At 72.2% G+C, this 19,065-nt stretch carries 19 protein-coding genes; 11 read left to right on the top strand and 8 right to left on the bottom strand.

Features of this window, described 5'->3' with window-relative positions; all coding sequences use genetic code 11:
• Positions 1–129 precede the first annotated feature (129 nt).
• Positions 130–417: a hypothetical protein gene (locus ACH4U8_RS35005; RefSeq protein ID WP_360309387.1), complete on the top strand. Its 288-nt coding sequence runs from the start codon at positions 130–132 to the stop codon at positions 415–417.
• Positions 418–445: 28 nt separating this feature from the next.
• On the opposite strand, the gene ACH4U8_RS35000 is transcribed toward ACH4U8_RS35005, so the two are convergent.
• Complete coding sequence (locus ACH4U8_RS35000; protein ID WP_360309389.1) at positions 446–841, bottom strand: hypothetical protein; 396 nt, start codon at positions 839–841, stop codon at positions 446–448.
• A 274-nt stretch (positions 842–1,115) separates the two neighbouring features.
• Between ACH4U8_RS35000 and ACH4U8_RS34995 the strand changes: the two genes are divergently transcribed.
• Together ACH4U8_RS34995 and ACH4U8_RS34990 are read left to right on the top strand one after the other, a co-directional pair.
• Positions 1,116–1,439: a chorismate mutase gene (locus tag ACH4U8_RS34995; protein ID WP_360309391.1), complete on the top strand. Its 324-nt coding sequence runs from the start codon at positions 1,116–1,118 to the stop codon at positions 1,437–1,439.
• A gap of 202 nt (positions 1,440–1,641) precedes the next feature.
• Positions 1,642–2,076 carry a chaplin gene (locus ACH4U8_RS34990; RefSeq protein ID WP_395782431.1) on the top strand — a complete coding sequence of 145 codons (435 nt, stop codon included), beginning with the start codon at positions 1,642–1,644 and terminating at the stop codon, positions 2,074–2,076.
• Positions 2,077–2,172: 96 nt separating this feature from the next.
• Here the strand turns inward: ACH4U8_RS34990 and ACH4U8_RS34985 are convergent, their stop codons facing one another.
• Positions 2,173–2,754 (bottom strand): hypothetical protein, encoded by a 582-nt coding sequence (locus tag ACH4U8_RS34985; protein ID WP_395782430.1) that lies wholly within the window; start codon positions 2,752–2,754, stop codon positions 2,173–2,175.
• Between the two features lie 224 nt (positions 2,755–2,978).
• Between ACH4U8_RS34985 and idi the strand changes: the two genes are divergently transcribed.
• Positions 2,979–3,530: an isopentenyl-diphosphate Delta-isomerase gene (gene idi / locus ACH4U8_RS34980; RefSeq protein WP_360309397.1), complete on the top strand. Its 552-nt coding sequence runs from the start codon at positions 2,979–2,981 to the stop codon at positions 3,528–3,530.
• A 62-nt stretch (positions 3,531–3,592) separates the two neighbouring features.
• Here the strand turns inward: idi and ACH4U8_RS34975 are convergent, their stop codons facing one another.
• Both ACH4U8_RS34975 and ACH4U8_RS34970 read right to left on the bottom strand, forming a co-directional pair.
• On the bottom strand, positions 3,593–4,591 hold the full coding sequence (locus tag ACH4U8_RS34975) for a hypothetical protein (protein WP_395782429.1): 999 nt from the start codon (positions 4,589–4,591) through the stop codon (positions 3,593–3,595).
• Between the two features lie 98 nt (positions 4,592–4,689).
• Positions 4,690–7,065: a transketolase-like TK C-terminal-containing protein gene (locus ACH4U8_RS34970; protein ID WP_395782428.1), complete on the bottom strand. Its 2,376-nt coding sequence runs from the start codon at positions 7,063–7,065 to the stop codon at positions 4,690–4,692.
• Positions 7,066–7,250: 185 nt separating this feature from the next.
• On the opposite strand from ACH4U8_RS34970, the gene ACH4U8_RS34965 reads away from it, so the two are divergent.
• The gene (locus ACH4U8_RS34965; protein WP_395782427.1) at positions 7,251–9,248 is read left to right on the top strand and encodes a hypothetical protein; all 1,998 of its coding nucleotides are present in this window, start codon (positions 7,251–7,253) and stop codon (positions 9,246–9,248) included.
• A gap of 57 nt (positions 9,249–9,305) precedes the next feature.
• Here ACH4U8_RS34965 and ACH4U8_RS34960 read toward each other — a convergent pair whose 3' ends face one another.
• The gene (locus ACH4U8_RS34960) at positions 9,306–9,734 is read right to left on the bottom strand and encodes an SRPBCC family protein (protein ID WP_360309405.1); all 429 of its coding nucleotides are present in this window, start codon (positions 9,732–9,734) and stop codon (positions 9,306–9,308) included.
• Positions 9,735–9,980: 246 nt separating this feature from the next.
• Between ACH4U8_RS34960 and ACH4U8_RS34955 the strand changes: the two genes are divergently transcribed.
• The 3 genes from ACH4U8_RS34955 to ACH4U8_RS34945 all read left to right on the top strand — a co-directional run bounded on the left by ACH4U8_RS34955 (position 9,981) and on the right by ACH4U8_RS34945 (position 13,739).
• Positions 9,981–10,940 (top strand): hypothetical protein, encoded by a 960-nt coding sequence (locus tag ACH4U8_RS34955; RefSeq protein ID WP_360309407.1) that lies wholly within the window; start codon positions 9,981–9,983, stop codon positions 10,938–10,940.
• A 437-nt stretch (positions 10,941–11,377) separates the two neighbouring features.
• The gene (locus ACH4U8_RS34950; protein ID WP_395782426.1) at positions 11,378–12,919 is read left to right on the top strand and encodes a class I adenylate-forming enzyme family protein; all 1,542 of its coding nucleotides are present in this window, start codon (positions 11,378–11,380) and stop codon (positions 12,917–12,919) included.
• 10 nt (positions 12,920–12,929) lie between these two features.
• Complete coding sequence (locus ACH4U8_RS34945) at positions 12,930–13,739, top strand: aldose 1-epimerase (protein WP_395782425.1); 810 nt, start codon at positions 12,930–12,932, stop codon at positions 13,737–13,739.
• A 46-nt stretch (positions 13,740–13,785) separates the two neighbouring features.
• Here ACH4U8_RS34945 and ACH4U8_RS34940 read toward each other — a convergent pair whose 3' ends face one another.
• Positions 13,786–14,040, bottom strand: coding sequence for a hypothetical protein (locus ACH4U8_RS34940; RefSeq protein ID WP_360309413.1), 255 nt, complete (start codon positions 14,038–14,040; stop codon positions 13,786–13,788).
• Positions 14,041–14,307: 267 nt separating this feature from the next.
• Between ACH4U8_RS34940 and ACH4U8_RS34935 the strand changes: the two genes are divergently transcribed.
• Positions 14,308–14,886 carry an SAV_915 family protein gene (locus ACH4U8_RS34935; protein WP_395782424.1) on the top strand — a complete coding sequence of 193 codons (579 nt, stop codon included), beginning with the start codon at positions 14,308–14,310 and terminating at the stop codon, positions 14,884–14,886.
• A gap of 7 nt (positions 14,887–14,893) precedes the next feature.
• On the opposite strand, the gene ACH4U8_RS34930 is transcribed toward ACH4U8_RS34935, so the two are convergent.
• Positions 14,894–15,028: a hypothetical protein gene (locus ACH4U8_RS34930; protein ID WP_395782423.1), complete on the bottom strand. Its 135-nt coding sequence runs from the start codon at positions 15,026–15,028 to the stop codon at positions 14,894–14,896.
• On the opposite strand from ACH4U8_RS34930, the gene lysA reads away from it, so the two are divergent.
• Complete coding sequence (gene lysA / locus ACH4U8_RS34925) at positions 15,027–16,367, top strand: diaminopimelate decarboxylase (protein ID WP_395782422.1); 1,341 nt, start codon at positions 15,027–15,029, stop codon at positions 16,365–16,367. The genes ACH4U8_RS34930 and lysA overlap by 2 nt on opposite strands.
• Positions 16,368–17,162: 795 nt before the next feature.
• Here lysA and ACH4U8_RS34920 read toward each other — a convergent pair.
• Positions 17,163–17,579, bottom strand: coding sequence for a helix-turn-helix domain-containing protein (locus ACH4U8_RS34920; RefSeq protein ID WP_360309420.1), 417 nt, complete (start codon positions 17,577–17,579; stop codon positions 17,163–17,165).
• Between the two features lie 103 nt (positions 17,580–17,682).
• On the opposite strand from ACH4U8_RS34920, the gene ACH4U8_RS34915 reads away from it, so the two are divergent.
• Positions 17,683–18,534, top strand: a complete 852-nt coding sequence (locus tag ACH4U8_RS34915; RefSeq protein ID WP_395782421.1) for an alpha/beta fold hydrolase — start codon at positions 17,683–17,685, stop codon at positions 18,532–18,534.
• The last annotated feature ends 531 nt before the right edge of the window (positions 18,535–19,065 follow it).

Below are 19,065 nucleotides of genomic sequence, written 5' to 3'. Positions count from 1 at the left end.
ATATACCCCAGGGGGGTAACCGCCGGTTAGGATTCGATTCCGGTGGGATCGCGCATCGACGCGATCACCTCGGGTAGATCGATCGGACGGGGCCCGTGGGGGTCGCAGGCAGCACGAGGAGGAGGCGCGATGACCACCACCGCGATCGCCGCACTGGTCACGCTGTGCGTCGGCCTGGTCGGCTGCCTGTGGCTGCTCACCCGAGGACGGCGCGCGGAGCGGATGACCGCCGCGGTGCTGATGTGCATGTTCGCGTCGCTGGCGCTGGTGTTCTACTCGATCGGCAAGGGCGGCCTGGACGCGCTGGACGCGGCCCTGATGCTCGGCGTCGCCGCCCCGGCGGGCACGCTGATGGTCGCGGCGCGCGGGCGTGGGCTCAGCCGGGCGACCGGCAGCCGCAACCACCGGGCCCGCTGACGGGTGCCGGGTCGATCGTGGTGGGCGATCAGGTCTTGTCGCCGCGCCGCAACAGGAAGCTCACGCACAGCCAGACCAGCGTGGTGGTGCAGCCCATGATGATCAGCGCGAACGCGATCACCACCAGGTAGACGCCGGACGTGGTGGCCAGCGCCGCGAACACCGCCGCGAACAGCACCACCAGCAGCAGCACGTGCCAGGTGCCGGAGAGCGTCGGCCGACGCATCCGGCGCCGGGCCCGCTTCGAGGCCGGCATCGAGCCCGCACCCGGAACGACCCGGCCGCGGGTGGCGGTCCGCCGGCGGTTGCGGGAAGGACGCATCGTACGCAGCGCGAGGTCCAATTCCTGGTCCTTGCGCAGTTCGTACTCGATCTCCTCCAGCATCCGCCGCTCGCTCGGCGTCAGACGCACTTCCTCCATCATGTCGTTCGCCCCCTACTGCAGCCCCGGCCGCATCCCCTTGAGCACCGCCGAACGGTCGGTGCGCCGCGACAGGGACAGCCGACGGCGCGGACCGTACTCAAAGGGTCCCCCGCAGGTGGCGATGTGACACCTGGCAGAACGAGAGATGACAGGTGGTGATATTTGTCGTGATTGCTCGAAAGAGCGGTGGTGACGAGTGCGTCGCGGGCCTTGTCCGGGGCCGGTGAACGCCGTCCGTCCGCTCGCGCGACGTCGCCGGGTAGGGTCACCCGTTATGGCCAACGGAACCACTGACGAAACGGCGGGCGAGGCGCCCGGCACGCCCGCCGAACTGCTCGACCTGCGGGACAGCATCGACAATATCGACGCCGCGCTGATCCATTTGCTGGCCGAGCGGTTCAAATGCACCAAGCGGGTCGGCGTACTCAAGGCCGAGCACAAGCTGCCGCCGGCCGATCCGGCCCGCGAGGCGGTACAGATCCGCCGGCTGCGCGCGCTGGCGGAGAGCGCCAAACTCGACCCCGACTTCGCGGAGAAGTTCCTCAACTTCCTGGTCGCCGAAGTGATTCACCACCACGAGGCGATCGCGCGCGCGTGATCAATCGGTGCCCGGCTCGTTGAGCCATTCGCGTGCAGTGCCCCGATTCCCCCGTCGATAGCGCCGTCCGACGTCCGCGTACGCGCGGGTTGCTACTTACGGGGGAAGTTCGCACGCCCCCCGTCACCGGTGTGCGCCCAGGTGCGTTGGACGGCCCGGAACTCCGGTTCCACCGTCTATCGATCGATGGGAATAACTACCAGTGAACAAGCTCACCAAGGGTGCGGTCGTCACCGCCGCCATTCTCGGCGGTTCGGTTGCGATGGGGGGGCAGGCGTTCGCGTCGGCCGATGCGGACGGCGCCGCCGTGGACTCGCCCGGCGTCATCTCCGGCAACAACATCCAGGTGCCGGTGAACATCCCGGTCAACGTGTGTGGCAACACCGTCGACATCATCGCGGCGCTGAACCCCACGTTCGGCAACACCTGTATCAACGCGGACGACATCGAGCACGCCACCCCGATGCCCTCCGGGCACGAGGGTCACCCCGCGTCGCCGCACCACGCCGCCCCGGCCGACGACTGCGCGCGGGAGCTCCCGCCGCCGCCGCACGCCGCGCCCGGCGACGACTGCGCCGAGGCGGGCGGCGACCTGCTCGCCGGTGCCGCGAACATGGCCGGTGCGATGATGGGCTGAACGCCCACCGTCGTATGTGCCGCGGCCCCGGAACACCAGCCAGGTGTTCCGGGGCCGCGGCCCGTCGGGCGGGCGCCGGGGCGCCGCGCGGGCCCGTCAGGCGGCGGCGCGATCGCGCAGCCGGCGCGGCGGGGGCTTGGGCTTGGGCGGCTTGCCGAACGCCTCGAACGCGCCCACCGCCGAGATCACCAGCGAGATCGCGGTCAGCCCACCGAGGGCGCCGAAGAAGTCGGTCAGCGCCTTCGTGCGCTCGGCGTCGCCGGTGACCAGGATCAACAGGCCCAGCAGCGCTCCGGCGATCGCCATCGCGCCCACCATGCGGGCGAACTCGATCGCCTCGTACCGGACCCGATCCATCCCCCGAGCCGGCGGTCGCCACGGCAGCGGCCCGCCGAGGAAGTGGTAGCCCACCCGCTGGTCCACCCACCGGATCGCCCGGTGGCCGAACATCACGGTGATCCCGATGTACAACGCGGCGATCCCGTGCCGCGCGCCGGCGGTGGCGCCGCCGCGCAGGTCCACCACGGCGACCACGAGCAGGATCACCTCCAGCAGCGGCGTGCCGTACAGGAACACGTTGCTCAGCCGGCGGCGACGCAGGGCATAGCGGCTCAGCAGGCCCAGGGCGATCAACACCCAAAAGCCCACCTCGCAGGCCACGATCATGGCGACGACCACGGTGATCACCTCCTCGGGGCGGGGCCGGGCGGCTCGCCCCGGGGGGACGAGAGCACCGGCGAACGGACTCCACCAGCCTCTCGCGCGGACGCGGCCCGGGGATCGTCGGCAGGTGGGATTCCGGCCTACAGACAACGATGTAGCGGGCGTCGGCGCGGTATCGAGGGCCCGTTGACCCGCCCGCCGGATACTGTGCAGGCAAGGCCGAACAGCAGGGAGAGCACATGGCGCAGGAGCAGCCGGACGGTCGGGTCATGGTCGAGTTGGTGGACCCCCAAGGGAACACGATCGGCCTCGCGGAGAAACTGGAGGCTCATCAGCCGCCGGGTCTGCTGCACCGTGCGTTCTCGGTCTTCCTCCTCGACGACGAGGGCCGGGTGTTGATGCAGCGTCGGGCGCTGACGAAGTATCACTCGCCGGGCCGATGGTCCAACACGTGTTGCAGCCACCCGTTTCCGGGCGAGGACCCCAGGGACGCGGTGCTGCGCAGACTGAACGAGGAGCTGGGCGTCAAGCCCACCACGCTCGAATCGGCCGGCCTGGTGACCTACGACGTCACCGACGAGGTCTCGGGCCTGGTCGAGAAGGAGTTCAACCACCTCTTCGTCGGCCTGGCCGGCGACGATCTGGGGCTCGACCCGGAGGAGGTCGACGACGTCGCGTACGTGCCGTTGGCCGAACTGGACGCGTGGCTGGCCGCACACGAGCACACCGCGTGGCTGAGCGCGGTGCTCGACCCGGTCCGGGAGCCGCTCGCGGCGCTCGCCGCGCGCTGAGCACACGACGACGCGAAGGGCGGGTCCGGAACCCCGGACCCGCCCTTTCGCGGTGCGCGGGCTCAGACCTGCGGCGGCTTGGTGCCCTGTTCGGGCCAGGTCGGCGCGGGCGCCGGGACCAGCGTGCCGTGATCCGGCTTGGGCGCGGGGCCGCCGAAGACGTACTCCGTGCGCAGTTGCCGGAACGCGCCGGTCGCCGCGCCCTTGTCCACCACGGTCGTGCTCACCTCCGAGTACGCGGGCAGGTGCGTGGCCGGGTCGATCCAGAACACCGCGCGCACCGGCGAACCGCTCTGCTGACCGAAGTTCTCGATCTGGTACGGCCCCTTGGTGAAGTCGGGGATGGTGGCGCGGAACGCCTTGAGCAGCAGATCGGTGTTGACACTGGAGCCGGCGCCGCTCGGCTGCGGCTTGAGGTCCACGGTCAGCCGCAGGTACGACTTGCCCTTCTGCTGCGCCGGTTCCACCGCCGAGGGGGTCAACCAGCCCGGCGTGGCTTCGAGTTGGGCGGCGAACGTCTTGGCCTGCTCGGCGGTCAGGCCGGTCGGCAGGATGCCGTCACCGACGTACTTGCCCTCCCGGGCCATGTCCACCACGCACGGGCGCTTGGTGTCGGTCCACTGCTTGAGCGCGTTGTTGTAGCTCCACTCCTTGCCCGCCTCGCACGACGAGCGCTTGATCGGCGCGTTCGCGGCGACCTGGTACGCGCGGTCGGTGAACGCGGTCTTGCCGGCGGCGTCGTACCAGGACCACAGGTCCTCGCGGACCGTCTGCTCCTTGCCGGTGTCACCGGTCGCGGTCCGCACCCCGCGGTACTCGACCACCTGCTGGGTGGTGGTCGCGGCCAGCAGCGCGGCCCAGACCGACTTCGGATCCCGGTCGCCCTTGCCGGCGGGTGCCGCGCCGCCGGTCGGCGCCCCCGTGCCGCCCGCCTTCTTGTCCTGCCCGCCCTTGTCGTTCTTGTCGCCGGAGTCGGACGAGCACCCCGTCAGGACGACGGCGGCGGTCAGGCCCGCCGCCGTCCAGGTGCTCCACCGTCGTCCCATGCCCCCGTGTCGCATGCACAGCTCCTCGAATCGTCGAACGCTCCGTCAGCAGGCATACCGTACGCGTGAGCGAGCCGGGCGGGCCGGCCGGCGCCCGCCCGGCGGCCGGTCCGTCAGGCGAGCGAGAGCGCGGCCAGCGCCGCGTTGACGATCGATCCGGGCAACAGGTCGTGCAGCTCGTACAGATCCTCGATCCGGCCGGTCTGGCCGAACTGGTCCACGCCCAGCGGCACACTCGGCACGCCGAGCGCCGAGCCGAGCCAGGCGAGCGTGTGCGAGGACGAGTCGTGCACGGTGACCACCGGCGCCCGATGCGGGAACGCGGTGCGCAGCGCGCCCGGCGCGGAAGGCGTGGTCGCGGTGCGCACCCCTTGGCGCAGGGTGCGCTGCCAGGCGGCGTAGAGCCGGTCGGCCGAGGTGATGTCCACGACGTGCGCCGCGATGCCCTCGTCGCGCAGCTCGTGCGCGGCGGTCAGCACCTCGGGCAGCACCGCGCCGGAGGCGGCCAGGTAGACCGTGGGCGCGCCGGGCAGATCGGGCGCCTCCAGCAGTCGGTAGGCGCCCGCGAGCACCTGGCGGCGCAACAACGCGTCGCCGAGTCGGGTCCGGGCGGCCTCGAACGGCGCCTGGTCGATCGGCCGGGTGGTCAGCCGGAAGTAGTAGGCGCCGTTGTCCGGTTCGACACCGTGGTCCGGGCCACCGGCGATCCGGCCCACCGCGTCGCACAACAACCAGTCCAGCGCGGTGCCGTAGGCGGGCTCGATCAGCGTGGTGCCGGGCAGTTCGAGCCCGATCGACGCGGTGATCGTGGACTGGTGCGCGCCGCCCTCGGGAGCGAGCGTCACGCCGGAGGGGGTGCCGGCCACGATGAATCGCGAGCCGGAGTAGACGGCGTGGATGAACGCGTCCAGGCCGCGGCACACGAACGGGTCGTAGACCGTACCGATCGGGATCAGCGGTTGCCCGGACAAGTCGCCCGCGAGGCCGAGCTGTTCGAGCAGCAGGAACAGGTTCATCTCGGAGATGCCCAGTTCGATGTGCTGCCCGCTCGGGCCCTCGATCCACTTCAGCGCACCCTCGCCGGACCACGCGCGGCGGTCGGTGGGCGCGAATACGCCGGTGCGGTTGATGAAGCCGGCCAGGTTGGTGGAGGTGGCCACGTCGGGCGCGGTGGTCACCACGTACGGCGCCAGCGCGGGGTCGCGGGAGAGCTCGACCAGGACCCGGCCGAAGGTCTCCTGGGTGGAGACCGGCTTGGTCATCCGCTGACCGGTGGCGGCGGCGACCGCGACGCCGAGCGGGCCCGGCTTGGGCGCGCGGGCCAGGTGCTCGCGGCGCTGCCCGGCCAGGATGCCCTCGGGGGTGGCGGCGTCGAAGCGGTCCCACTCGGTGCGCTCGGTCAGTCCGAACCCGGTGCGCAGCGTGGCGACCTGTTCGGTGCTCAGCAGCGCGGAGTGGTTGCGCGGGTTGCCCGCGATCGGCAGGCCCCAGCCCTTGACGGTGTACGCGAAGACCACGCTGGGTCGATCGGTGACCGCGTCGCAGCGCCGGTAGGCGTCGAGCAGGGCGGCGATGTCGTGCCCGCCCAGGTCGGTGACCAGCGCGTGCAGTTCGGCGTCGGGCACGTCCGCGACGGTGGCCGCGACGTCGGCCGGCGCGCCGTCCAGGAAGTGCGCGCGCACGTCCCGGTCGGCGAGGCCGAACAACGCCTGGTACTGCTCGTTGGGCATCGCGTCGATCCACGCCTTGAGCGCCGCACCGCCGGGCCGCTCGAACGCGGCCTGGAGCCGGCGGCCGTACTTGACCTCGACCACATGCCAGCCGGCCGCCTCGAACTGGCCGCGCCACTGGTCGATCCGCACCCCGGGCACCACCCGGTCCAGCGACTGCCGGTTGAAGTCGACCAGCCACATCACATTGCCCAGGCCCTGGGTGGCCGGGTCCGCGATGGCCTCCCAGATGTTGCCCTCGTCCAACTCGGCATCGCCCAACAGGGCGACGAAGCGGGACGCCGGTCGCGGCCCGAAGTGCGCGTCCACGTATCGCCGGGCGGCGGCGCCGAACAGCGGGGCCGCGGCGCCCAGGCCGACCGAGCCGGTGGAGAAGTCCACCCATTCGCGGTCCGGGTCCTTGGTGCGGCTGGGGTACGACTGGAGCCCGCCCTTGGCGCGCAGCGTGGTCAGGTACGCCCGGTCCAGGTTGCCGAGCAGGTACTGGATCGCGTGGAAGACCGGCGACGCGTGCGGCTTGACGCTGATCCGGTCCGGGCCGTCGAGGTGCGCGAACCACAGCGCGGTCATCGCGGACACCAGCGACGCCGAGGACGCCTGGTGGCCGCCGACCTTGATCCCGTCCGGGTTCGGCCGGTCGTGGTTCGCGGAGTCGACGATGCGCGTGGCGAGCCAGAGGATGCGGCGCTGGACCGCCTCCAGGACCGGCAGGTCGATGCCGAGCGCGGCCGCGGCGTGGTCCGTGTCGCTGCGATGCATGGTCACCTCAAGATCGGTTCGGGGTGGCCGAAGCATACGGCGATCGTCTCACCATGCGATACGCGAGGCGGTTCGGGGTCGCTGTCGGTGGCCGTGGATTGACAGAGCGTCCGGGTGCTGTTGGTCTGTCCCGAGCGCCACCGCACCTATCCGATGGATCGTCCCCACGCCTCCGGAGGCATGCCATGGCCCATCCCGCGATACCCGGCGGACCGCCGCCGATCGCGACGCTCACGTCGTACGTCACCAACCACAGATCCGACACGGTCACCGTCCTGGACGTGGTCACCGGCACCGCGCTCGCCACCATCGACGTGCCCGGCGTCCTCGGCGTGGCCGCCGTCCCGGGCGGATCCGTGTACGTCACCTCGCCGGAGCGCGGGGTGATCACCGTGATCGACACCGAGTCGCCGGTCGTGCTGGGCCGGATCGCCGCGCGCTGGCCGTATTCGCCGGTGGCGGCCCCCGACGCGCGCGCCGTCTACTTCGCGTCCTGCCCGCCGGCGGACGACGGCTGCACGCCGTACACGATCGAGGTGCTCAGCACCACGCTGAACACGGTGGTGCGCAGCTACCCGGTGCCCGCCCCGGCCACGGTGCTGGCGCCGGCCCCCGGCGGCGGCCGGCTCTACCTGGGCACCTTCGACCGGGACCTGATCACCGTGCTCGACCTGGCCGACGGCAGCACCACCTCGGGCACGACGAAGGCGCCCCGGGGGCTGGCCTGCGCGCCGGACGGGGTGACCGTCTACGTCGCCGGCGAGGGCGGCGTGGACATCCTGGACGCGGCCACCCTGGGCCGTCTCGGCACGATCGCGATCGACGGCGGCGCCACCGACGTCGCGGTCTCCCCGGACGGCTCCCGGCTGTACGTGGTGCCCGCCGCCGCCCGCGACCTGCGGATCGCGGACCCGGTCACCCGGGCGGTGATCGGCAGCGTCGACACGCCGAACGCCGGGGCGGTCACGCTCACTTCGGGAGGAACCCGCGCGGTGGTGATGAACGTGGGATCGGGGGACGGCGTCGTCGCGTCGATCGTCGACACGGCCGACGACACGATCCTGTACTCGGTACCGATCGGGCGCAGTCCGTTCCATCAGGCGTTCGTCGGGTCGGCGGGGGCACTGCCGGTGACCCGGACCGGGAGTTGGGCCGCGCCGGTCGATCTCGGCGGCACGATCGTGGGCGGCCCGGGCGTCACGCTCGACCGATACGGGCGGGTCGCGGTCTTCGCGCACGGCGCGGACGCGCACCACGTGTGCACGCGCGCCGAACGCCCGGACGGGGAGTGGACGCCGTGGGTGGACCTGGGGGAGCCGATCGACGGTGCTCCGGTCGCGGCCCGGGCCCTCGACGGGCGGCTCCTGGTGTTCTTCCGTGCCGGAGACGCGCTGCGCCTGTTGTGCCGGGCCGGCGACGACGAGACCTGGCTCGCCGCGCGGACCCTCGCGGACGGCGTGGTCGGCGATCCGGTCGTCGGGTTCGGCGCGTCGGGACGACCGGAGGTCTACTACCGGGGCACCGACGGCGGGCTGTGGCACGTGCGGCCGGACACCGGTGAGGCGGATGGGGGCCGGCCGGCCGCCGAGCGCCTGGGCGGCGGGCCGGTCGCGGGCGGCATCCCGGCCGGCGCGTCGACGGCCGGGATGGCCGGGCCGGCCGGGATGGCCACGGTTCGCGACGGCGAGGGTCGGCAGGTGCTCGTGCACGTGGACCCGGCCGGTCGGGTGTGGTCGATCCGGCAGCAGGGGCCGGACGGGCCCTGGGCGGAGTTCGAGCCGGTCCTGGACGGTGCGCTGCCGGACCGGCCGCCGACCGTCGCGGTGGGCGCAGACGGGCGGGCACAGGTCGTGGTCGTCGGGGCCGACGGCGCCCTGTGGACCTCGATCGCGGGCAAGGACGGCTGGGGCGAGCCGGAGCCGCTGTTCGGCGCGGTCGGCGGCGCGGTACGCGCGATCGCCGCGGTCGACGGGCGGATCGTGGTCGTCGTCCGCGGCACCGACGGCGTGTTGTGGGTCAAGGGACAAACCGGGCCGGAGACCGACGATCGCAACGAGTACGCGTCGCTCGCACCGGACGCGGCGAGCGACCCGGTGCCGGTGCTCGACGGGAGCGGATGCCTGCGGATCGCCTATCGCGCCGAGGACGAGAGCGTGCGGGTGGTCGGCCAGACCCGGATGTGACGCCGATTCGGGCGCCCGCGACGTGCGGTCGGGGGCGCCCGAGGGGTCGGGCGGGTCCTACGCGAAGCGCTCCTGCAGGGCGGTCAGGCCCGCGCCGTAGGTGCCGTCGGCGAACACCGCCTCGACGGTCTCCACCAGGTCCTCGTCGCTGTCGTAGGTGGCCGACCAGACCACCTCGCTGCCGTCCGGGTGCGGCGTCACCACGAGCGAGCCCACGTAGTCGCGCACCGCCAGCGGCACCTGGATCAGGCGATACGTCATCCGATGCGCGTCCGCGTCGTGGCTGAGCAGCTCCTCGCGCGAGAGCACCTCGCCGTCGATCGCGAACGCCCTTACGGCACCCGGGGTGTTGGCGTCGCCGCCGCCCTCGATCGTGCTCGGCGGCACCACCGGGTGCCAGTCGCCGAGGGCGCCGAAGTCGCCGATGACCGCCCAGACCTTGTCCGGTGTGGCGGCGATCACAGCAGAACGTGAGATCTCGTGCATGAAGGCACTCCCATGGGTTCGAAATTACGCGCGTGGAGATGGGACGATGCAATTCGAATCGGTTTCCACGCCGATTCGATCCGGGTCCGCATCGGGTCGCAATACCACCGGGTGGTTGGTGTCCGCCGAATAAATCACCCGACCGATGTGGCCTGTCTCCTGGACGCGGAAACCACTTGGCGCCTAGAACCGTTGCAGGGCCGGACGGGAACGGCGGCGACGAGGCCAGAAAGGGGCGGCGAGGACGTGTTGTACGGACTTGTGCTGACGGCTTTCGCGGCGGCCATCCTGGTGACCGCCCCCAAAGTCCTGCGCCGGGCCGAACACAGCGGCTTCAGCCCGCGCCACGTGCAACGCGCCTGGCGGGCCGCCGCCGGCGGCGTGCTCGCCTCGTTCGCGCTGGCCGTGCCGGTCTACACGCCCGACCTGTGGCTCGCCCCGATGCGGGCGGCCGGCTTCGACCCGCAGATCGGCATGCCGCACGTGCCGCTGGTCGCGCAGATAGTCGTCGCCGTGCTGGCGCTGGTGGTCGTGGTGGTCGGCTGGCGGCGGGGCGCGGGTGCCACCCGCGACTACCGGCGGGCGCTGCACGTGCAACTGGACCGGCTGGAGAACTGCGCGCCGCTCCTGGACGAGGAGGCCGGCGGCCGACCGCGCCTGGTGATCGTCGAGGACGAGGCACCGCGACTGGTGTTGCTGCCGTCCCGACCGCCGCGCGTGGAGGCCACCACGCGGGCCCTGGACCTGCTCCGCCCGGAGGAACTGAACGCGGTGCTCACCCACATGGCGGGGCACCTGCGCCGGCGCGACGCACAGTGGATGGTCTGCGCCGACACGCTGGCCGACGCCTACCCGACGGTGCGGTTCTTCGGCGAATGGGCCGATCACGCCGCCGAACTGTCGGAGAAGGCGGCGGACGCGGACGTGCACGGCTCGATCGCGCGGGTCAACCTGCGCCGGGCGATCGTCAAGCTGTCCGGCCCCGGGCAGGCGGGCGGGCCGTTCTGCCCGTGCTTCGCCTGGCCGCAGCAGCGCCAGGAGGAGCTGACGGTGCACCAGGTGCAGGCGACCGCCCACCCCGAGGTGGCCGTCGCGGGCGTGCGAGTGGGCGCGCCGGTCGCCTCCGCCGGGCTGCGGTTGCTGACGGCGGCGGCGTTGCTGGTGCCTTCGGTGATCGTGGTGTCGCCGCACTTTCTGTATTTGTGAGGGTCGAGGCCCTGCTCGTCGGGGTGGCTTGGGGTTTGTGCCGTCCGTGAGGCCGGCGGCCTCGCTTGTCCGGGCGGTTTGGGGTTGTGTTGTCTGTGAGGGTCGGCGGCCTCGGCTGTCCGGCGGTTTGGCGTTGTGCTGTCCGTGAGAGTCGGCTGCCTCGGCTGTCCGGGCGGTTGGGGGTTGTGTTGTCCGTGGGGGACGGCCGCCTCGGCTGTCCGGGTGGCTTGCCGTCCCGCTGTCCGTGAGGGTCGGTCGGTGGCCTCGCCCGTCCGTGCGGCTCGGCGTCCTACCTTCCGTGGGGCTCGGTGTCCCGCGCGGGTGAGGCTGCGGCGGTGCGGGGTCGGCTCGGGTGGGTGCGTGGGCGTCGGTGGCCTGTCGGGTCGCGACCGTTCCTGATAGGTATTCGGGACGGGCGGGGCGAGGAGGGTGCGACGGTGACACATACGAGCCTCTGGGCGGCCATCGAGGCGCGGGCGGCCGAGTCGCCCGATGGCGAGTTGCTGGTCGACGAGCGCGGCCGACGGCTGAGCCACCGCGAATTCCGCGATGCGGCCGAGGCCCTGGCGGCGTTCCTGTACACCCGGGGCCTGAGCGCGGGCGCCACGGTCACCTGGCAATTGCCCACCCGGCTCGAATCCGTCGTGCTGGTCGGCGCGCTGTCCCGGCTCGGCGTGGTGCAGAACCCGGTGATGCCGGTCCAGCGCGAACGCGAACTCGTTTTCGTCACCCGGCAGACCGGCGCCTCGATGCTGATCGTGCCACCGGTGTGGCGCGGCTACGACTACCCCGAACTGGCCCGTCGGGTGCGCGACCGGGTCCCGGGCCTGGAACTGCTGGTCCTGGACGAACCGCTGCCGACCGGCGACCCGGCCGTGCTGCCGCCTCCGCCGGAGGTGCCCGGTACGCCCGAGGAGGCCCCGGTGCGCTGGTACTTCTACACCTCCGGGACCACCGCCGACCCCAAGGGCGCCCGGCACACCGACGCGACGATCATGGCCGCGGGCGTCGGCATGGCGGACCGGATCGGCGCACGCGAAGGGGACAGGGTCGCCCTGGTCTTCCCGTTCGCGCACATCGGCGGTTGTACGACCTGGCTGACCGCGGCGCTCACGCACGGCGTCACGATGATCCTGACCGAGGCGTTCCACCCCGAGGACACGCCGGAACTGCTGCGCCGCGAGCGGGTCACGCTGGCCGGCGCGGGCACCGTGTTCCACCAGACCTGGCTGGCCGCCCAGCGCCGCCGGCCGGCCGGCGACCCGCTCTTCCCGTACCTGCGGAGCTGCCCGGGCGGCGGCGCGCCCAAGCCGCCCGGGCTGCACCACGACATCAAGCACGAACTGGGCGGCGTCGGCATCCTGGCCGGGTGGGGGATGACCGAGGCGCCGATCCTGACCATGGCGGGCCCGGACGACCCGGACGACGTGCTGGCCCGGGCCGAGGGCCGGCCCACCCGCGGGGTGGAGGTCACCGTGGTCGGCCCGGACGGCGCGGCGCTCCCGATCGGCGCGGAGGGCGAACTGCGGGTGCGCGGGCCGCAGGTGATGCGTGGCTACCTGGACGCGAGGCTGGACGCCGAGGCGTTCGACGAGGTCGGGCGGGTGCGTACGGGCGATCTGGGCCGGCTGGACGAGCAGGGCAATGTGTACATCACCGGGCGGCTCAAGGACGTCATCCTGCGCAAGGGCGAGACGATCAGCGCCAAGGAGGTCGAGGATCTGCTCGACGCCCACCCGACGGTCGCGGAGGTCACCGTGATCGGCCTGCCGGACGCCGAACGCGGTGAACTGGTGTGCGCGGTGATCGTGCCGACGGATCCGGCGATTCCGCCGGATCTGGGTACGGTGCGGGATTTCCTGGACACTCGGGAAGTGATGCGGCAGAAGTTCCCGGAGCGTATCGAGATCGTCGCCGCGCTGCCCCGGAATGCGGCCGGAAAGGTGCTCAAGAAGGAGCTTCGGGAACGCTACGCGTAATCTGCCGACCATGATCGACGGCGAAGTGTGGTTGCGTTCCGAAGGCGCCGAGGCGCGGATTCTGCCGGACGCCGGATGCCGGCTCGGCTCGTTGCGGGTGCGCGGGCTCGAACTGCTGCGGACCGAGGGCGAGCGGCCGGCCGAGTGGGGTAGTTACCCGATGGTGCCGTGGGTCGGCCGGATGGGTGCGGCCCGGTTCGAATTCGACGGTGCCGTCCACGAGTTCCCGGCCGACGCGGCGCCGCACGCGCTGCACGGGCTGGGGTATCGGGGGTCCTGGAAACAACTCGACGGGGACGCGGCGTCGGCGGTCTTCGAGTTCGCGCTGACCGATCCGTGGCCGTTCGCGGGGCGGGTCGAGCAGACTTTCACGCTGACGTCCGACGGGCTGGTCACGGTGTTGCGGATCGAGTCCGAGGACGCGACGTTTCCCGCGCAGGCCGGCTGGCACCCGTGGTTCCGGCGGCGGTTGGCGGTGGGCGGCGAGCTGGAGTTGTCCTTCACGCCCGCCTGGCAGGAGGAGCGCGGCGCCGACTACCTGCCCACCGGACGCCGGATATCCCCACTGCCGGGCCCCCGTGACGACTGCTACGGGACGCCCGGCGGGGTGGACGCGACGCTGTCCTGGCCCGGGGCGTTGCGGCTGCGGATGACCTCGGACTGCGACTACACGGTGGTGTACGACCTGCCGCCGGAGCATGTGTGCGTGGAGCCGCAGACCGGCCCGCCGAACGGCCTGGTGGGCCCGACGCAGCGGCTGGTGCGCCCGGGGCAGCCGTTGGTGGCGACGACGGAGTGGGCGTGGGGCGGGGTGGCTTAGGCGCTGGGGTGGGCTTTCCCGTCCACCCGTCCACTTGTCCGGCCGTCTATTCGTCCAGGTGTTGCTCTGGGTGTGGGTGGTGGGCTGTTGCTCGGGAGCGGGATTTGCGGAGCTCTCGGCGGATGACGACGAGCGCGTGGACGGTCATCGCGGTGATCGACAGGGTTGCGGTCAGCGGGGACCACAGGCGGTATTGCCATTCGTCGGAGAGCAGGGCCGGCAGCCTGGAGAGGAGATACAGGGCGAGCCAGGCACGGAGGATGACGTAGCAGGCCCGGAGCCCGGCTCGTCCGTCGTACATCTGCGCTTCCTTTCGCCGCCGGGCGTCGGCATGCGCATCGAGGTTGGCACAGGGGGGCGGGCCGTGGGTCGGGCGGGCTCTCGGCGGGTCGATGTGCGCGGATTTCCCGGGTTTTGTTCGGGATCGCGTCAGGGGGGCGTCAACAACGGGGTGGGGATGATCAAGGGCGCGGTAGGGGCGGGGTTGCCCGGTATGGGGCGTCGTAGCGTCTGAGGTGGGGCTCGCGGTTGGCTGCGGAGCCGGACTTCGGAGGTTGTCGTGTCGGATGTGTTGATCACCGATGAGGAACCCGCTTCTACGACCACCGCCCGGTGCGTGTTGATCGTGCCGGTGCGGTCGGTGGACGGGGCTCGGGTGGTCCGGCTGTGCCGGGATCCGCTGGGTGCCCGGGTGGTGGTCGCGTTCACGTCGGTGGCGCGGTTGCGTGCGGTGCTGGGCGTCGAGCAGGAGTGGATCCGACTCGGGGCGGGCGCGGTGCGCTCGCTCGTGGACGAGGTCGGCGGCGAGCGTCTGCTGGTCGACCCGGGGCTTTCGGCGGCACCGGTGCGGCACGCGGAGCCGGTGGCGGCGACGGCTGTTTCGGCCGGGGGCGGGGGTGGGGTCGGGGTGGTGCCCGCCGAGGCCGGCCGGCGCCCGGTGGCGGATGTCGGGCCGGCCCACTCGCGTGCGGGGGCGCGGCTCGGCGGGGCGGGTGGCCTCGGGACGGGTGGCTGTGGGGCGGGTGGCCTTGGGGCGGGTGGCCTTGCGTTGGGCGTCGGACCTTTCTGGGAACCGCAGTTGCTCGGCGTGTTGCGGACCACCGCCGCCGTCACCGCGCTTCTCGTCGTGCTTTCCGTCGTCGGCTGACCTGCCGTCACCCATTGCCCGGGCTGATGCCCCGGCCCGTGCCCGGGTTCATGCCCGGGTTCATGCCCGGGTTCATGCCCGGGTTCATGTCCAGGTTCATCTCCAGGTTCGTGCCCATGCTTGTGTACAAGGGAGTTGCCATGTCCGTCACGCTTGCGGAGCCGGTTGTGGACGCGGCCGTCTGGCCGCGCTCGACCCGGGCGCACGGCGGCGATCTGGCGGTCGGCGGCCTGCCGCTGGCCGAACTCGCGGAACGGTTCGGGACGCCGCTGTACGTACTGGACGAACAACACGTACGGGACACCTGCCGGGCCTACCGCCGCGCGCTGCCGGGCGTCGAGATCGCCTACGCCGCCAAGGCGTTCCTGTGTCGCGGCCTGGTCCGCTGGCTGCGCGAGGAGGGCTTCGGGCTCGATGTGTGCTCGGCCGGCGAGTTGGCGCTGGCCACGTCGGCCGGGATGCCCGGCGAGCGGATCATCCTGCACGGCAACGCCAAATCGGCGGACGAGCTGCGCGCGGCGCTGCGCCTGGGCGTGGGCCGGATCGTGCTGGACAACCCGGCCGAGATCGCCCGGTTGGCCGCGCTGGTGGCGCCGAGGCGCCGGCAGCGGGTGATGGTGCGCGTGGTGCCCGGGATCGAGGCGGGCGCACACCACGCGATCCGTACCGGCGGTGAGGACCAGAAGTTCGGCCTGTCCATCGCCCGGGGCGACGCAACCGACGCGGTGCTGCGCACCGTTGCCCAGCCGCACCTTGAACTGACCGGTCTGCACTGCCACTTGGGCTCACAGATCGGCTCGGTACGGCCCTGGCTGGCGGCGATCGGCACACTGGTACGGTTCCTGGCCGAGCTGCGCGACCGGCACGCGATCGTACTGCCCGAACTGAACCTGGGCGGCGGCCACGGGATCGCCTACCGGACCGGCGAACACGCCTTGGACATCGAGTCGTTCGCGATCGACGTGCGCCGGCAACTGGCCCGCCAATGTGCGCTGTACGAGCTGCCCGTGCCGCGCCTGATCGTCGAGCCGGGCCGGGCCGTCACCGGTCCCGCCGGCGTGGCGCTGTACCGGGTGCTCGTGGTCAAGCGCACCGCGCACCGGGTCTTCGTGGCGGTGGACGGCGGCATGGCGGACAATCCGAGGCCGGCCCTGTACGGCGCACGCACGACGGTACGCCTGGTCGGCCGCCCGGGCGCGGCCCAGACCCGACGGGTCACCGTCGTCGGCCGCTACTGCGAGTCCGGCGACGTCCTGGCCCCCGACGTCGACCTCCCCGACGACATCCACCCCGGCGACCTCCTCGCAATCCCCGCCGCCGGCGCCTACCAACAGTCGATGGCCTCCACCTACAACCTGGTCGGCCGTCCCCCGGTGATAGCCGTCCACAACGGCAACACCCACATCCTCCTACGCCGCGAAACCATCGAGGACCTACTCCGGAGAGACGGGGACACCGACACGGACACCTCGGCCACCTGAGCACCGCGATGCCCCGTCGGACGGGCGGGTCGACGGGGAGCACGGTCGGCGCGGGCAGGGCGCCGCTCGGGCGCGGGCCGGCGGCGACGTCCGGGCAGGCCGGGTCGGGGCCAGGGGCGCGCGTGTGGTGGTGAGGCGGCGAGGGTGAGGCGGCGGCGAGTCGGGCCGGCTTGGTGGCGCAGCGCCGGCCTGCGGTGACACCGGGCCACTTCCGTCGGGTGGCAGGTGCGCTGTCCGCTGTCCGCTGCCCGACGGCGGACACCATCGGCCGACGAGGCCCCCGATACCGCAGGCTGCGCGTTGCGCTCGGGCCGGCATCAACGTGTGAAAGACACGTTCTCCGGGTCTTGTTCAGGGCTGCGGTGCGTGTTTGGTCGGGTTGGGTGCGGGTGGCCTTGTGCTGAACGGTCGGCGTGGGTCGGCGTGGGCCGGCGTGGGCCGGCGTGGGCCGGCGGAGGTTGGCCCGGTCCCGGGGTTACCGGCGGTCAGGATCCCTGGATTCCCCGGCGAGAGTGGGGTGTTGCTCGGCTGGAAAGGCGCCGGCAACGGCGGAGCGCGTTGGTGCTTTTGTCGGGTCCGCCGGGGAGCGTTCCCGAGTGGGTCGGGCGTTTGCGGCCGGCGGTCGCGTCTTGGTCGACAGCGGAGGCGGATGGCCTTGTGCCGAACGGTCGACATGGACCGGCGGAGGCGGACCCGGTCCCACCGTTACCGGCGTTCAGGACCCCTGAGCCCCGGCGAGATACGGGTGTTGCCTGCCACCAACGAGTGGCTGTGACCAGCACAGTCGGTCCGTACCTAGTTGGAGGGTGGTGACTCGTCGGCGAGTTGGTTGCTGCGGTCGATCTCCGGCATGTGTGTCTCGGCCCAGACCCGCAGGGCGGAGAGCGGTCTTTCGAGGGACAGGCCGAGCTCGGTGAGCCGGTAGTGAACGGCCGGCGGCACGGTGGGTTCCACTCGGCGCGCGACCAGACCGTCGCGGACCAGGCTCTGCAGGGTGACGGACAGCATCTTCTGGGAGATGCCCGCAATACGGCGCCGCAGTTCCGCGAAACGGAGTTCGTCCGGAGCCTCCTCGGCCAGCACCTTGACCGCCATCGACGTCCACTTGGTGCCGATGCGGTCGAGCAACTGGCGGGTCGGGCAGCGCGGATCCAGCAGATCACCCCGCTCGCCGGGTCGCCGACCGGGTTCGTCGGGCCTCGATGTGGTCACTCGGAGCTCACCACCTGAAGGGAAAGTGCCGTCTTGGACGGACCAGGATAGTTCCCTAACGTGACCTGGTCACTATTCCTCACCACCCACCTGGAGCCTCTCCATGCCCGAGCTGCGGCGCGTCCCCGTCAACGGTGTCGAACTGAACGTCGCTCTCGTCGGATCGGGCCCGGCCGTACTGCTGCTGCACGGTTTCCCGCACACCTGGGAACTGTGGACGGACGTCATGGCCGACCTGTCCGACCGCTACCGCGTCATCGCGCCGGACCTGCGCGGGTTCGGCGCGAGCAGCCGGGCCGCCTCCGGGTACGACGCGGGCACCCTGGCCGAGGACGCCGCAGCGCTGCTGACCACGCTCGGCGAGTCCTCGGCCGCGGTGGTGGGCATCGACGCGGGTGCCGCGCCGGCCTTCCTCCTCGCCCTGCGTCGCCCCGGTCTCGTCCGGCGCCTGGTCGTCATGGAGTCCCTTCTGGGCAGGCTGCCCGGCGCCGAGGAATTCCTCGCCGACGGGCCGCCGTGGTGGTTCGGCTTCCATTCCGCCGCGCCCGGCCTTGCCGAGACCGTGTTGGAGGGCCACGAGGCCGCCTACGTCGACTGGTTTCTGCGCGCCGGCACACTCGGCGACGGGGTACGCCCCGCAATCCGGGACGCCTTCGTCCGCGCATACACCGGCCGCCAGGCGTTGAGCCGCGCGTTCTCGTACTACCGAGCGCTGCCCGAGAGCGCGGTCCAGATCGAGCAGGCGGTAGCCACCGCCCGCCTGACGGTGCCGACGATGGCGTTGGGCGCCCGGCCCGTCGGCGCCGCGCTGGAACGCCAGCTCCGCCCGATCACCGACCACCTCACCGGACACGTCATCGAAGACTGCGGCCACATCATCCCGCTGCACCGCCCACGCGCCTTGCTCACGCTGCTGCATCCATTCCTGGCCGGCAAGACCGCGAAAGTACCGTGACCGGGCACCGGGGCTGACGTTCGATCCACGCCTTAGGTCGGGTTGCGCACGGCGGGTGGCTTTGTGCTAAACGGTCGGCGTGGCTCGGCGGAGGTGGGCCCCCGGTCCCGTGGTCACCGGCGGTCAGGAGCCCGGGGTCTCCCGGCGAGAGGTGGGTGTTGCTCGGCTGGAAAGGCGCTGGCAACGGCGGAGCGGGAGGGTGCTTTCGTCGGGTCCGCCGGGGAGCCTTCCCGAGTGGGTCGGGTGTTCGCGGCCGGCGGTCGCGTCTTGGTCGGGCTGGGTGCGGATGGCTCAGTGCTAAACGGTCGGCGTGGGCTGGTGGAGGTGGGCCCGGTCCCAGGGGCACCGGCGGTCAGGAGCCTTGGGTTCCCCGGCGAGACCCGGGCGTTGCTCACCGGGAAAGGCGCTGGCAACGGCGGAGCCGGAGGGCGGCCCGGTCAGGTCCGCCGAGGAGCCTTCCTGAGTGGGGCGGGTGTTCGCGGCCGGCGGTTGCGTTTTGGTCGGCGGCGGGTGGCTCAGTGCTAAACGGTC

Origin of the sequence: Embleya sp. NPDC020886, assembly GCF_044333915.1 — a bacterium.
Taxonomy (GTDB): Bacteria; Actinomycetota; Actinomycetes; order Streptomycetales; family Streptomycetaceae; genus Embleya.
This window is presented reverse-complemented; position numbering and strand designations above follow the sequence as displayed.

Coding starts and splice junctions, on each gene's coding strand:
- ACH4U8_RS35005 (WP_360309387.1), top strand. CDS start 130: ATGACCACCACCGCGATCGCCGCACTGGTCACGCTGTGCGTCGGCCTG.
- ACH4U8_RS35000 (WP_360309389.1), bottom strand. CDS start 841: ATGATGGAGGAAGTGCGTCTGACGCCGAGCGAGCGGCGGATGCTGGAG.
- ACH4U8_RS34995 (WP_360309391.1), top strand. CDS start 1,116: ATGGCCAACGGAACCACTGACGAAACGGCGGGCGAGGCGCCCGGCACG.
- idi (WP_360309397.1), top strand. CDS start 2,979: ATGGCGCAGGAGCAGCCGGACGGTCGGGTCATGGTCGAGTTGGTGGAC.
- ACH4U8_RS34975 (WP_395782429.1), bottom strand. CDS start 4,591: ATGCGACACGGGGGCATGGGACGACGGTGGAGCACCTGGACGGCGGCG.
- ACH4U8_RS34970 (WP_395782428.1), bottom strand. CDS start 7,065: ATGCATCGCAGCGACACGGACCACGCCGCGGCCGCGCTCGGCATCGAC.
- ACH4U8_RS34965 (WP_395782427.1), top strand. CDS start 7,251: ATGGCCCATCCCGCGATACCCGGCGGACCGCCGCCGATCGCGACGCTC.
- ACH4U8_RS34960 (WP_360309405.1), bottom strand. CDS start 9,734: ATGCACGAGATCTCACGTTCTGCTGTGATCGCCGCCACACCGGACAAG.
- ACH4U8_RS34945 (WP_395782425.1), top strand. CDS start 12,930: ATGATCGACGGCGAAGTGTGGTTGCGTTCCGAAGGCGCCGAGGCGCGG.
- ACH4U8_RS34940 (WP_360309413.1), bottom strand. CDS start 14,040: ATGTACGACGGACGAGCCGGGCTCCGGGCCTGCTACGTCATCCTCCGT.
- lysA (WP_395782422.1), top strand. CDS start 15,027: ATGTCCGTCACGCTTGCGGAGCCGGTTGTGGACGCGGCCGTCTGGCCG.
- ACH4U8_RS34930 (WP_395782423.1), bottom strand. CDS start 15,028: ATGGCAACTCCCTTGTACACAAGCATGGGCACGAACCTGGAGATGAAC.
- ACH4U8_RS34915 (WP_395782421.1), top strand. CDS start 17,683: ATGCCCGAGCTGCGGCGCGTCCCCGTCAACGGTGTCGAACTGAACGTC.